14 protein-coding genes are annotated in these 13,601 nt (G+C 38.9%); 7 read left to right on the top strand and 7 right to left on the bottom strand.

Features of this window, described 5'->3' with window-relative positions; all coding sequences use genetic code 11:
- The first annotated feature begins 231 nt into the window (after window positions 1-231).
- Window positions 232-435: a hypothetical protein gene (locus H9647_RS16195; protein ID WP_191801805.1), complete on the top strand. Its 204-nt coding sequence runs from the start codon at window positions 232-234 to the stop codon at window positions 433-435.
- 291 nt (window positions 436-726) lie between these two features.
- Here the strand turns inward: H9647_RS16195 and H9647_RS16190 are convergent, their stop codons facing one another.
- The gene (locus tag H9647_RS16190; protein WP_191801803.1) at window positions 727-1,017 is read right to left on the bottom strand and encodes a hypothetical protein; all 291 of its coding nucleotides are present in this window, start codon (window positions 1,015-1,017) and stop codon (window positions 727-729) included.
- Window positions 1,018-1,284: 267 nt separating this feature from the next.
- Between H9647_RS16190 and H9647_RS16185 the strand changes: the two genes are divergently transcribed.
- From H9647_RS16185 to H9647_RS16170, 4 genes are all read left to right on the top strand, one after another.
- Window positions 1,285-1,635, top strand: a complete 351-nt coding sequence (locus tag H9647_RS16185) for a hypothetical protein (protein ID WP_191801801.1) — start codon at window positions 1,285-1,287, stop codon at window positions 1,633-1,635.
- Window positions 1,636-1,830: 195 nt separating this feature from the next.
- Entirely contained in the window at window positions 1,831-2,283 is a 453-nt protein-coding gene (locus H9647_RS16180; RefSeq protein ID WP_191801799.1) for a DinB family protein, read from the top strand.
- 180 nt (window positions 2,284-2,463) lie between these two features.
- Entirely contained in the window at window positions 2,464-2,673 is a 210-nt protein-coding gene (locus H9647_RS16175) for a hypothetical protein (RefSeq protein ID WP_191801797.1), read from the top strand.
- Window positions 2,674-2,919: 246 nt separating this feature from the next.
- The gene (locus tag H9647_RS16170; RefSeq protein ID WP_191801795.1) at window positions 2,920-3,567 is read left to right on the top strand and encodes a hypothetical protein; all 648 of its coding nucleotides are present in this window, start codon (window positions 2,920-2,922) and stop codon (window positions 3,565-3,567) included.
- 437 nt (window positions 3,568-4,004) lie between these two features.
- Here H9647_RS16170 and H9647_RS16165 read toward each other — a convergent pair whose 3' ends face one another.
- The 4 genes from H9647_RS16165 to H9647_RS16150 all read right to left on the bottom strand — a co-directional run bounded on the left by H9647_RS16165 (window position 4,005) and on the right by H9647_RS16150 (window position 9,367).
- Complete coding sequence (locus tag H9647_RS16165; protein ID WP_191801793.1) at window positions 4,005-4,886, bottom strand: carbohydrate ABC transporter permease; 882 nt, start codon at window positions 4,884-4,886, stop codon at window positions 4,005-4,007.
- 14 nt (window positions 4,887-4,900) lie between these two features.
- Window positions 4,901-5,863 (bottom strand): ABC transporter permease, encoded by a 963-nt coding sequence (locus H9647_RS16160; RefSeq protein ID WP_191801791.1) that lies wholly within the window; start codon window positions 5,861-5,863, stop codon window positions 4,901-4,903.
- 76 nt (window positions 5,864-5,939) lie between these two features.
- Entirely contained in the window at window positions 5,940-7,535 is a 1,596-nt protein-coding gene (locus H9647_RS16155) for an extracellular solute-binding protein (protein ID WP_225229338.1), read from the bottom strand.
- A gap of 95 nt (window positions 7,536-7,630) precedes the next feature.
- Complete coding sequence (locus H9647_RS16150) at window positions 7,631-9,367, bottom strand: glycoside hydrolase family 2 protein (RefSeq protein ID WP_191801789.1); 1,737 nt, start codon at window positions 9,365-9,367, stop codon at window positions 7,631-7,633.
- Window positions 9,368-9,517: 150 nt separating this feature from the next.
- Between H9647_RS16150 and H9647_RS16145 the strand changes: the two genes are divergently transcribed.
- Window positions 9,518-10,357 (top strand): AraC family transcriptional regulator, encoded by an 840-nt coding sequence (locus tag H9647_RS16145; protein ID WP_191801788.1) that lies wholly within the window; start codon window positions 9,518-9,520, stop codon window positions 10,355-10,357.
- 26 nt (window positions 10,358-10,383) lie between these two features.
- On the opposite strand, the gene H9647_RS16140 is transcribed toward H9647_RS16145, so the two are convergent.
- Complete coding sequence (locus H9647_RS16140) at window positions 10,384-11,151, bottom strand: GNAT family N-acetyltransferase (RefSeq protein WP_191801786.1); 768 nt, start codon at window positions 11,149-11,151, stop codon at window positions 10,384-10,386.
- Between the two features lie 584 nt (window positions 11,152-11,735).
- Window positions 11,736-11,984 (bottom strand): hypothetical protein, encoded by a 249-nt coding sequence (locus H9647_RS16135; protein WP_191801784.1) that lies wholly within the window; start codon window positions 11,982-11,984, stop codon window positions 11,736-11,738.
- A gap of 607 nt (window positions 11,985-12,591) precedes the next feature.
- On the opposite strand from H9647_RS16135, the gene H9647_RS16130 reads away from it, so the two are divergent.
- Complete coding sequence (locus tag H9647_RS16130; protein ID WP_191801782.1) at window positions 12,592-13,572, top strand: LacI family DNA-binding transcriptional regulator; 981 nt, start codon at window positions 12,592-12,594, stop codon at window positions 13,570-13,572.
- The last annotated feature ends 29 nt before the right edge of the window (window positions 13,573-13,601 follow it).

Here is a 13,601-nt window from a genome sequence, read left to right as displayed (position 1 = left end):
ATTACGTATTACCATAACTTTATAAGAGGTAATTATATTAAAAATCTCAAAATTACTGAGCCACTTAGAAAATAAATAAAAGAAAAAGTTTGTCGGACGATGGGATCTTCTATATAAATCCGTTGGACTATAAGCGTACATAAAACTTTAGATAAATAAGATTACAGTCGATTAGGCTGTTCGGGTTAGTATAGGTAGCTGGGAACTGGTATAAACCTAGGAGGTGAATTTATGAAAGAAGTTATTAAAAATACTCTATTGGGTATTGTCGTTTTTGTTGTTGGCTTTGCCATTATTTTAGTTCTTACAAGATCCGGTATTGAAGCTGAACTGACATATTATGCTGCTATAGCATACGCTCTTTTATACTTAGCTAGTGTTATATCTGTCTGTACAGCAGTAATTCTAAGAAAAATTACTCAATTAAAAAAATGAACTACTCATTTGAACTAACGGAAAAATGTTAGTTCAATAACAGCATGGAGCAGTGTACCGCTGGGCAGCTGCTCCATTTTTTTGAAAGCTAAAGGGGTTATGGTTAGTTAAAATGATTGGGAATTTATATGTAATTTAGGCTTAGAATTGAATATGGACTATACATTGATATATTCATATGTGTAACAGAATATATGCGGTTTATCGTACAGAGACGAATTGATTTGATCCTGAAAAGGTGATGATTGATTCGTTTTTGTATTATGGGGAAAAACAGACCATATCAGTTTGTTAAGGTGAAAGCTCTATGCTTTTCAAGAAAGATCCTATTATTGGGTATGTATTATAGGTAACAATGTATTCTCTACCTTCTTCTAAAAGTGTGGTAATAATTTCTGGCGATTTTATTTTTAAATCGCGATCTCCTCTTGATACAATTAGAGAATCCTCGTTTACTGACTTAAGAGTGACAGAAGCTATTGAATGTACTTGATTGAATATTATGTAGCAGGTCAGCAATACTAAAATAGATAATAAAATAATACTAAATTTCTTTGTTTTACTTTGTGTAGTTTTTTGCATGCTATCCTCCAGTGAATACCTGATGTGTTTGTTAGTATATCAAAATCTAAAATAAGTTAGAAGGTTAAAATTGGATAGGTTAAAAATGAAGGGTCAGATTTATTTGGCTGCTCTTTTTTATTTGGATCGAAGTCCCTATCGAAGTGTGTCCACTAAATATTAATGGAACTTTATTCCATTAAAGGCGTAGAAAATAAAGATAGAGTCTTAATTCGTAATATAAAACCAAAAGATAATTTAACCAACCATAAAAAGGTGATGATGCTTATGTGGGTACATCCTTCTAATACTCAAATTAAAACGCTGAAGAAGAAGTTTAACAAGCATTATACACAACTATTACCTATTATAAATACATGGGACCCAATTGGTCTCGTTGGCAGTGGAGCACCTGATGATGAATATGACTGCATTACAGTTCTATTAATTGTTTTATTAGAACAAGGGAAAAGTCAAAATGAAATTTATGAATTTATCATTCATGAACTCGACGATCATTTTAGTATGGGGATTGATTCTATATCTAATGATTACAGGGAACAGTTTATAAAAAAACACAAAGAATTCAGCTCTGACTTAATCGATTGGTACATATCTTACAAAGGAAATACAAACTAAAATGATTAAGCTAATGAAAAAACATTAGTTGAATAACGCAAGTAGCAGCCGATCAATGTGATCGGTTGCTTTTTCATTAAGTTAACCGGTAGGTTACTTTAAAGCCCTACAAATAATATTAAGAACAAATGTTCTTTGCATAAATTTCTTTGTTAGGTAAAATTTACATAACAAAATAAAGAATGGAGGTTCATTATGGGCAATGAAATTGCTTCGGTTTATGAAAAAATTATAGAAGAACTAGTGAAGTATAAAGAGATCGATGATCGGCAATTTCTTGAACCGATTAGTGAGAGTAAATGGTCTATCCGAGAGATTATAGGCCACCTACTTTATTGGGATAAGTTCATTCTAGAAAGACATGTTCCATTTATGAATGATGGTGGAAAGTTAAGTGCATTCCCAGATCACGACTCGCATAATAAAGAGGCCATTGAATACATAAGTGTTTTCGAAACAACTCGTTCTTTAATAGATGAATTTGTTCTAAATAGAAAGCTGTTGATTGAAAAGATATCTGAAATCGAGAGCAGTGCAAAGTTCACAATCGGCAAAGGAAAACGACAATTTACAGTTGATAAGTATTTGAAGATATTTATTGAGCATGATATTCATCATCTTAAACAGATTAATGACCAATTAAACTAACGAAAAAGGTTAGTTGAACACAGATGCTCGCTTTAAAGTAAGCAACGATCAATAGACTGGTGCTTTTTCTCTTAGCTACTTTAGGCAGATTAATTCAACTTTTTAATCATCGAAAGCGTTATATCTAAGGGACATAGCTATTGTAGAAAGAACAAATGAACATAGGCATGGAGGATAGTTATGGAGACGAAAAAAGGAAATTTCTCGAATGATAACACAATGGAATCTATTCAAAAATTAACTGAACAAGATGCGAAGACTTTCTTGAACCTTATATATGCTATTTTGAAAGATAACGAGATTCCAAGCGAAAAATTAATTTCACAAGTATTATCTGTTTACGAGAAAAAAATACCGCGATTGGTTAAAGCTAGACAAGATAATAATTAATCATCAATTCGTATCTTCCCTAATAAAGCAGTATCTATATTGGTGTGTAAAAGGTGAGGGGAATTCATACCAAATTTACAGATTCGGTTCGCTTATCTTAATCGGACGGAACTAGATGTGACTATCTATTAGCTCAGGGATCTTTCCGGAAATGGACCGGGGTGTATGATGTGTGAGGAATGAATATTTAATCTATCTTAATAGATCTATAACTAAAGTGAATTTTGATTGGTAAGGAGGATTTGTATGAAAAAGAAGAATTTATTTATTTTTAGTTTAAGTGTTGTTAGTGCTTTAACTTTAGGTGCTATTTACTCTTCAGCATTAGATCCTTTCACAAATTCAATACGAAAAGTAGAATCTCAACTTGAGTCAAATAAGCAACTACAAGATAAAGTATTAGTTGAGATTGGAGATACCAAGGTGACTAATGTAGAGTTGGCAAATTTAAAAGCTAACAAATTAGTTGAAGCAAATCCTGTAATAGATGAATCTACATTACTTAAAGAAATTGTGGTTGATAAGTTATTCTTAGAATTAGCTGATGATGAAGGAGTTACTGCAACATATGAGGAAGGAATAAAAGAAGCAGAAAAAATGCGTGCTCTGTTGGCAACACAAAGTATAGAAGTACAGGATACTCAGAAAAATTTTATAGAATTAAGAGGTCTAACAGAAGAAGAGTATTGGACTGTATATGCTCCTTCAGAATACCAAGAACAACTAACATTACAGAACCTTGGTCAGTTGTTAATCAAACAAGGGAAAATCGGTGTTGATAAAGATAGTAATACTAATTTAGGACAAGATTTAATTAAATTTAAGGAGCATCTCCTTACAGATGCATTATCTAAGGGTGATGTGAAAATTGTAGATGATAGTATCAACTTCTAATGTCGAAGGGTAAGAACATATATACAACAGAAGTCGCATGTTCTGCCGCTTTTTTATTTAGTAAAAGGTAAATGGAATCAACCTGAAGACCATTCAGCTAACGAAAAAACGTTAGGTCAATAACAGCATGAAGCAGTTTGCCGTTGGGCAGCTGCTCCATTTTTCGTTAGGGATGGTTCGGTAATCATATTGTGTACTCCCATCGTACAGAGGCGCGCATTTTTATTCAAACCCCAAATTCCTCGTTTTACAGGAATTCTAACGGGAAACGTTAGCCAAATACAAAAATGGAGCAGTTGACCGATTGGCAACTGTTCCATTTTTGTTGAACCAAATAGCATGTATTTATTGCATCAGTGCCTTGAATGTATCACGCTTAGGCAAAGCTGATCTCAAGGTGTTTCCGTATTTTGTTCAACCTCTAAAACAGCAATTCATTATTCTTTGAGCGCACCGATCATAACGCCATGCACAAAATATTTTTGCAAAAACGGATATAGGATTAAGATCGGCAATGTAGACACAATGATCGTCGCGTACTTAATCGTTATCCCGATATCCATGCGATCGCCGGTCGCTGCACCTGTCATCATACTATCTGTGCTGTTGGAGATTAGAATCTCTCTAAGCACCAGCTGAAGAGGAAATAATTCCCGGTCACGTAAATAAATCAAAGCGCTGAAATACGAATTCCAATGTCCGACAGCGTACCATAAAATCATAACGGCAATGACGGGCATCGATAGAGGGATAATGATCCTGACCATTATAACCCAGTCATTCGCCCCATCGATGCGTGCTGATTCTTCCAAACTGGGCGGAATGCCTTGAAATGCGGTTCGCATAATAATTAAGTTAAAGGAGTTGATTGCTCCTGGTAAGAGAAGTGCCCATGGTGTATTTAACATTCCAAGATTGTTAACTAGCAGGAAAGACGGAATAAGCCCCCCACTGAACACCATCGTGATGACAATATAAAACATAATGTGGTTCTTGAAATAAACATTACGACGGGAAAGGGCATAAGCACCGAGCGTTGTCATAATTAAGTTGATAGCTGTACCTACAATCACATAGAATAGCGTATTCCGGTAACCTGTTGTAACCATGGGGTTTTCCAAAACTGCTTTATAGGCATCCAGACTAAATCCCAAAGGTGAGAACAGCATACCACGAAATTGAGCCATTTCCGTAGGATCACTAAGAGATGCGAACAGGATATAAATAAAAGGATATAGTGTAACGAAGCAGAGTAACAGCATAAAGCAGGTATTAAACCACGAGAATACAATTTCGCCCAAAGAACGTTTATATGTCATTATTCACGTCCCCTTTACCACAATCTATGTTCGCTTACACGCTTGCTAATGGTATTGGCCACTACAAGTAAAATGAAGCTGATGACAGAATTGAATAAGCCTACTGCAGCGGAATACCCAAAATCTGCACCAAGGATACCTTTTCGGTATACATAGGTCGAAATAACATCAGCGGTTTCATAAGTAAGCGGGTTGTATAGCAGTATGATTTTTTCACTTCCCACGGCAAGTATGGATCCTATATTCAGGATAAGTAGAATTACAATGGTAGGCATAATGCCTGGGATTGTAATATGCAGGGTTTGCTTCCAGCGTCCTGCACCATCAATTCGAGCGGCATCGTACAGCGTAGGATCGATTGAAGACATTGCGGCCAGATAGATTATAGAACCCCAGCCAATCCCTTGCCAGATACCAGAGGATACATAAATCGAGCGAAACCACCCCGGATCTTGCAGAAAAGCAATCGGCTCAATTCCAAGAAAGCCAAGTATATTATTGATCAATCCATCACGGGCAACAAAGTCGACAAGCATTCCGGCAACGACCACAATGGAAATAAAATGCGGGAGATAACTAATCGTCTGTATGATTCGTTTGAAGAGAATAAGTCGAATTTCATTGAGTAATAGAGCCAGGATAATAGGAGCAGGAAATGCAAACATCAACTCATAGAAGCTAATCATTAAAGTATTTCGGAGAAGTCGCCAGAAGTAAGGGTTTTCAAAGAAGTTCTGAAAATGGGTGAAACCGACCCAAGGACTATCCCACACACCAACGGCTATACCGAAGTCTTTAAATGCAATGAGCAGCCCATACATCGGACCATAATGAAAAATGCCATAGTAAACAATAACGGGAATAAGCATCAAATAAATATAACGATTACGAATTAAGTCTCTCTTAATGATCGTTCGTTTGCGATCCACCGGCATTCTGGCTACTTCTTGCACAAAGTTTTTGTTTAATTCAGGCATGAATTCTCCTCCCGATTATCCGGAATAGGGTAAGGGGTCTTCACGCCCTATTCCGGCATTGTTAGCAGAGCAATACTTATCGGCTGTTGTATCGATCTAAAGCTTCTTGTTGAATTTGTATCGCTTCATCAATACCTAAACCTTTTAGCATTTCTACATAATTATCGAAATTATCTAGCGTCTCTGTACCCATAATAAATTTCAGAATCTTTTCGTCTTTAAATGTATTCAAATCAGTCATAATCGAGGAATATCGACTACTATCTTCTGCAGCGATCGTAATAGGAGGCATTTTCTTCTCCTGAGTAGTACCGGACCACAACTTCATGGCCTCTTGCTGTTCCGGCTTGATCGTATACTGCTTCGTGTGACGAACATCTTGCACAAAAGGACCAGATGTAGCACCCATAATGTGCTTTCTAAAGGCTTGGGAAATCGGCAGTCCGTCAGGATTATTTAAAACCGCATCCGTATACTGAGGCTCGCCGTCAACTAATTTGTAGGTTTCTCCTTCTTTCCCGAAATTCACGATGAGTTTGCCTTCATCACTGTACAAGTAATCCAGGAATTTTACTGTTTCAACTACGTTCTGGTTACTTCCGGTGATGCCTGCGAAGATACCGGTAACCGGGTTATCCATATGCCCGAATACGGGCTGTTCTCCAGAATTTAAAGTCGGATAAGGGGACCCGACAATTTGGAAATCCGGTTGGCTCACTTTCATTAAATCCATGTATTTACCGATTCCACCATTCAGGAACATTACCGTCGAACCTACCTGATTGCCGGTTATTTTGGCGTCTGTCATTTTGGCATCTGTTGTCGCGAAGTCCTTGTCGAGCAGTCCTTCGTTATACCACTTGTTCATTGTGGCCAAATATTCCTTAAAACCAGGTTCGATCGGCCCGTATTTGACGGTATTATTCTCCTGGTAGAAATCGTTAGGTGTCCCGAATGCACCAGCAAAGGCTAACTCTCCAGCCGGTATGAGAATCGGAATTTCATCCGCTTCTCCATTTCCGTTCGGGTCCTGTTCTTTAAACGCTTTCAAAACGGTGTACCATTCATCGATTGTCTCTGGTACAGACAAATTCAATTTATCCAGCCAATCCTTACGTATGGCCGGTCCGAGGAACACCTGTTGAGTAACATCTTCACGAATGAACGGGAAGCCAATAAGATCTCCATCGTCTGTAGAAGCCATTTTTCTCCATTCCGGATTCTCGTCTAGCAATTTGGATAAGTTGGGGGCATGCTCCAAATAATCATTTAGTGGAATTAGCTTCTTATCTCTAATTGCTTTTTGTGCTCCACCGGGGTAGGCGTTCCATCCATAATCCACAACATCAGGCATCTTATTGGATGCGACCATTAGATTGAATTGTTCACCAAGTTGACCTTGAGCAGGGTGCTGAAAATTTACTTCAACCCCAGTTTTGGCCTGAATCTCCTTCCAGGCCGTAACTTCTCCATAACTCTTCATAATGGCAGCAGCATCGGGAAACAAATCCACCCAATAGGTTAAACTCTTTAATGGTTCATTTTGCTCTTTTCCAGCAGGTCCTGTCGACTCCGATCCGCCTCCACTGCATGCGGCAAGTGTAGTTGTAAGCAGTCCCAGCATCGTGAAGATAGCGGCATACCTTCTCATCTTTCGTGCGTGCATGAACATGAACAAATCGCCCCTCTCAAAAGTTATATTCAGCAATTTGAAATGACGCATCTTCATATGGTGGGGCCATCCCTGATGAGATAGCCCCAGGTGAGTTAGCTCAATGTGGAGCCCCAGTCGTAAGGATCATTATGGTTTGTGTAAATCCCCTTGACTACACGATAGGCAAGCTTTGGTTTGCGATATTCGTTGACAAGTCCTTTGTTGTTGAAGGATCGAGCCCGGTCTCTGAAATGGGGGAGATGACTCTGAAGCTGAGCCCTTGTATCTGCAAATTGCCATACATAGGTTCCGCTAATCTTCGGATCAGCTCGGAAGAGTTTCAGCGACTTGCCGAGCAGGTCAGCTTGATAATCCTCACTGAATAGCCGGGGTTCCCAGCCGGAATCCCCATATACGCCTGCTCCGCCAAATTCAGTCATAAGCACCGGGGTGTTCTCAGCTCCATATTCCTTGCAGCGCTCATGAAAGACTTCAAGCATGTCTTTGAATTCAGCATGTCCGAAATACCATCCGCCATAGTAGTTAATCCCAATGACGTCAAAGAGTCCAAGACAGATGTCTGTCATAGGATGCATAGTGGCATAAGTCACGAGCCTTGACTGATCCTTGCTCTTAACGAGTTCTGTCATCTTAATAGACAACTCATAGGCTTGTTCGGAGCGTGTATCAATTTCATTATGGACAGACCAGAATAGAATGGAGGGATGGTGAAGATCCCGATCAATCATCTCACCCATCATGGTCATCGCTCGTTCTACGAAGAGCGGGTCGTCAGTCTCCTTCGCTGGAAATGCAGCACCCCATATCGGAATTTCACTCCAGAAAATGATGCCTTGCTCATCCAGCAGATCAATCCAGTATTCACTCTGAGGATAATGCGAACCACGTACAGTGTTACATCCCATCTGCAGGATAATGTCAAGTTCCTTGGTCATCAATTTGTTGGGAAAAGAAAAGCCCCAATCTGGGTGCTCCTCATGGCGGTTGACGCCCTGCAAGTATAGCTCCTTGCCGTTCAGGAGAATTTTCTTATTGCGGGTCTCTACGGTTCGAAACCCAATTCGATCTGTCTTATCATCTTTACCGACAACTGCTCTAATCATATAGAGGACAGGATCTTCCGTTTCCCATCGCTTCAGATCTGTCCAGTTTTGTTTCACGACGAGTTCTATGTTACCTTTGGCAGGAAGGTAAGCGCTGTCAGAATAGAATATCTCATTGTTTCGATAAATGGTGACAGGTACTTCTGCAGGTGTATCGGATAGGGATTGAAGCTTTAGCAGGATTTGGACATCGCTACTAGAATCTCCAGTCATATCATAGGTGATGCTCATCCCATCCATCCAGACATCAGGTAAGCGCTGAAGCTCTACGGGGCGGATAATTCCACCGTAATGAAACCAGTCCACAATATGGTAGGGCAAAGTATTATGCTCCAGTGTACTATCTGTGCGGACAACAAGCTCGTGAACTCCTGCAGTGACATTAGGAATTACAAAATCAAAAGGAGTAAATCCACCATAATGGTATCCCAAATGTTGTCCATTCCAGTACACGTCAGCATGACCCATTACAGCGTGGAACAGTAAACGCAGATGGCTGCTATCTTCAACTGTAATCCAAGTTCGATACCACGCTACTCCTTCGTAATCATATTTGCCGAGTTCATTATTCCAACAGGCTGGTACGGGTACACGATCATGGTTGGAAGGGAAGTTTGTGTGCCATTCTTCAGATAATCCAATATTGTCATTGTCAAAAACGAAATCCCATAGTCCATCAAGCAATTGACATTCTCGTAGTCGATGCTGCTGAAATGTCCGTATCATATTCATCATCTCCAATAATTTATGCTAGATCATCAATAAATGATGGTCTTTATGTTCGGAGTTTAGCACTGGCAGCAAGAAAGCGACAATGGCAAAAACAATACTATTCATTTATCATAAATGATACTAATTAGGTTAGGAGGTAATACCATGGAATATGCTTTGGGGAATTTGGTGGTACATATACATTGGGTCATTGCCAAGCCGGCGCTGCCAGGCTGGGAGGATATTCGTCAGACAGTATCAGGGCATACGTTTTACTATATATACAGTGGTAAGGGGGTGTTTCGTTGTGAAAATAAAGATGTAGAAGTAGAGCGAGGCACATTAGTGTACCTTTGGCCGGGGCTGTCTCTTTATATGAAGTCCTCTGAAGCTTATCCGCTTCGAATGACGATGTTGCTCTTCGATTGCGCTTCGCTAAGGAGAATTGAAGAGAATGAGTGGAGTATCCCAGAACCTATCGAGCGGATGCGAATGCCATTTCTACTACAGTTAAAGAGTGAGCATATGGGAAAGATCGGAGAACTGTTTCGGGAAGCGGAAAGGGAGTGGGTTCCGGGGGATTTTGTGCGAGAAGCTAGAGTGAAATCCGTCTGGTATCGCTTGGTGCAAGAGTTACATGAAGCGGCCGAAGCAGGGGGAAGACAGAGCGGTGAGGAAGAAATTACGGCGGCTGTTCGCAGATTCAAAGAGAAACTGGATACCGAATTCGCCGCCGAGTTGCGCATTACTGAATTGGCGGAGCAGACAGGTTTCTCTCCTGTTTATATACGCAGAACCTTCGCAGCTCGGTATGGGCAGAGTCCCAAGGAGTACCTGGATCAACTTCGCAATGAGCATGCCATTCGCAGGCTTCGCTTTACCGGGGAATCCATCACGGAAATAGCGAGTGCATGTGGTTATTCAGACGTCTACCAGTTTAGCAAAACGTTTAAGAAGCGGAACGGTTTCTCTCCGTCAGAATATCGCAGATTGAGAAGAGATTAATACCCGCCCGCATTCAAGAAAAGACTTTATTCAAATACAACCATTTCTCCTACATCTATAAAACCAAATCGTTTATAGATGTTTTTCCCATCATCTGAAGCCTGCAATACAACTGGTTTTTGTTTATCCTTTGTCTGTTTTAAAAGAAATTGAAACATTTCGCTGCCATAACCTTTGCCTCTAAATGTTTCTTTTGTCATCACATCATAAATGCCATAACTATCTTTACTTTCTATTAATAGACCAGTAGATACGGTCATTTCATCTATGCATCCAATAAACATTTGAACTTCTGCACCTAATTTTGCTTGTGAAAACTTACTAAAATAACTTTCTAACGCATCTTTTTCTGGTGAACCTGCAAATAAGCTAATAAAAACCTCTTTATATTTCATAAAATCAACATTACTTTTCACAGGAGTAATGATAAGCTGTTGAGCATCATTTTGACCAACATTAAGGGTATTTTCAAGTTTCATCATTACATTACGCTCTGCTTCGTTAAGGTCATATTCTTGCATCAGTTCTTTCCAATCATTATTTAAAAACCGTGCATCAATCCAAGTACTAAAGGGATAGCCTTTAACAGAAAAATTATCGATTTCACATCTAATCTTATCTGCATTTTTGATTTTTGGAGATTTTGGCAAAATTATATTGAATGTATCAGTGGGAACTTCTGTATTCGATATGACGAAATCTTCTTCACTTGTAATTTCCCCACTAACTGCATGAGTAAATACTTTTAACTTTTCTTCAAAATTGTTTATAACTAATTGTTGATCTGTAATCATGTTTTTGCACCTTCCAATTTAATTTAGCGCTCTTTTTTAGTATAACGTCAATTAGTTTCTAAATAAACTTAGTGCATAGTATTTATATCCAACCAAAATTTTCAGTAAAAAATTGAAGCAATTCATTTTCTCTTGAAATTGAAATTAAGCTCGCTCGTGGTTTTTATTGTTGTGAAAATAAATGAAAGTAGAAGAGAGGTAGTTTACCTCAATAAAGGTACATTTACATGGTCTTGTTCTTAATTAATACTGATTTTTTGTCATCTGACACTCAATAAGAACAAATAAACATCCGATCAAACAACCCCAAATTAGACGCCTTGAAGTGAGCTTCATTTATCAAAACATGCTAACAGACCAAAGAAGATGTCTCGTTCATTGCCCCAACCTTACTTTGGCATATTCATGAAAATTCAACTTTTACTTTTCTAGTAACAACAGCCTATACCTGTTCATTGAGTCGTTATTCACTTGGGATGAATAGGGTGACTATATTCCTGTTTTTTGATGTCCAACTATTTTGTGGTGTTCCATAAAAATCGATTTTTTGCAGATATAAGAAAAGAGCCTCAGCTACCTTCCTACTATTCAATTAACTCTTCGGGAACTCCCACAGTGATGACTTCAAAAGTCTCGTAGTTTATAAGGAGAAACACTTCTGTATCCGTATCTTCTGTCAAATGTCCATACAGCCCCACGTCCGTCCCGAGATCGGGGGGATTAAACTTGTGATGCGTAAATTCTACGTTGAGATCGTATTTTTCTTTAAAATACGTTTTTCCTGCTTCCATAGCTTTGGTAACAGCTTGAGCATCTTTGCGTGAATCAGCCATGAAGCTACACCCTCCCATGATTAGGACAAAACAAACAAATATAAATAGGATCAGAGATTTACTTTTTAGTATAGTGTCCACTCCTAACATCTATCATGATATGGGTATATTACTATATTTCAAGTTTCAGAGTAAATTTAGGGGTATACTTCTTTGAAAGCTAACATTTCAGATGAAACGTATATGAAGTTTTTCAAGCTTGCATATCAAGACGTTTCGGAGGGATTTGTGTTCCCAAAATTGGAACATTGGGAAGTCGTTCAGCCTGATGTTGCCGACTTACATAACAAAGATTCAGGTTTCAACGCATTGGTACTTCAATACGAACAAACACAGTCATGTTCATTGAAAGTTATAATGCATGATCAAGTTGGATGAATCAATTTTATGCCTTAGCTATAATTATGGTTAGGGTTGTTTTTGTATTATTGAACTAAATCCATTTCAAAAAAAGTTCTACGAACACGATGAATGTTCAAACTGATCGGTTACTTTTTTAAGCCGTGGAGATTTCAAGGGATCGCATATAGGAGAAAAAGCAAGTATACTGTTATCATCATTTATATTTATTCGTGGCAGATTTATAGGTAAAAAGAAGGGATAATTAATGAACAAAACCATTTCAGATATAGCCTCGATTGCTGGCGTAGCGAAGAGTACAGTATCCCGTTATTTGAACGGAGGTTCAGTAAGCGAAAACACTCGCAGAAAAATTGAACACGTCATTAAGGAGCATCATTATGTTCCTAATACCTTTGCACAAAGCTTGAAGGCCAGAAAGACAAATATTATAGGAACAGTAGTGCCAAGATTGGACTCCTTTGCATCCTCACAAACATTAATAGGCATCGATGAAGAATTGCGAAACGTTAACTATCACATGTTAATCTCTAATACGAGTCAGGATTTTGAGAGAGAAATCGAGGCAATCTACAATTTTGCAAGGCAGAAGGTATCCGGAATCATTTTGCTTGCAGCCCAGGTGAAGGATGAACATCTGATAGCGGTAAAAGAGTGCGGGGTTCCTGTACTGCTTGTTGGCCAACAGCATCCTGATCTTCACAGCTTGATACATGATGATTATAAGGCCGGCTATATGATGGGGCGTCATATTCTTGAAAAAGGACACCGCCGGATTGCATATTTAGGCGTGACCGAAAAAGACATTTCCGTTGGCGTCCGGAGAAAAGAAGGATTTAAAAAAAGCTTGGAAGGCAGTTCTTGTTATGTACAGTATTATGAAACAGGATTTAAAATGACGGAAGCTATGGTGACTGCCGCTCATATTTTAGAGGAATATGATCCTTCCATTATTGTTTGTGCTACGGATAACATTGCGCTTGGCGTCATGAAGGCAGCGAATGTAAAACAAATCGATATTCCTGAGAATTTATCCGTCACAGGATTTGGAGGCTACGATGTCACTGAGATTGTTCATCCGGCCTTAACTACGGTACAATTTCAATATAAAGAGGCAGGAAAGCGCGCTGCCCAGAATATTGTAAAACTGGTGCGAGAGGAAGAAATTGAAGACGTTACAATGATGGATTTCGCGCTGCTTGATCGAGAGAGCGTTGACAAACAATAATTTCCTGCATTATAATTCTAAAAAAACGG

It is taken from the genome of Paenibacillus gallinarum (assembly GCF_014836635.1).
Lineage (GTDB): Bacteria > Bacillota > Bacilli > Paenibacillales > Paenibacillaceae > Paenibacillus > Paenibacillus gallinarum.
This window is presented reverse-complemented; position numbering and strand designations above follow the sequence as displayed.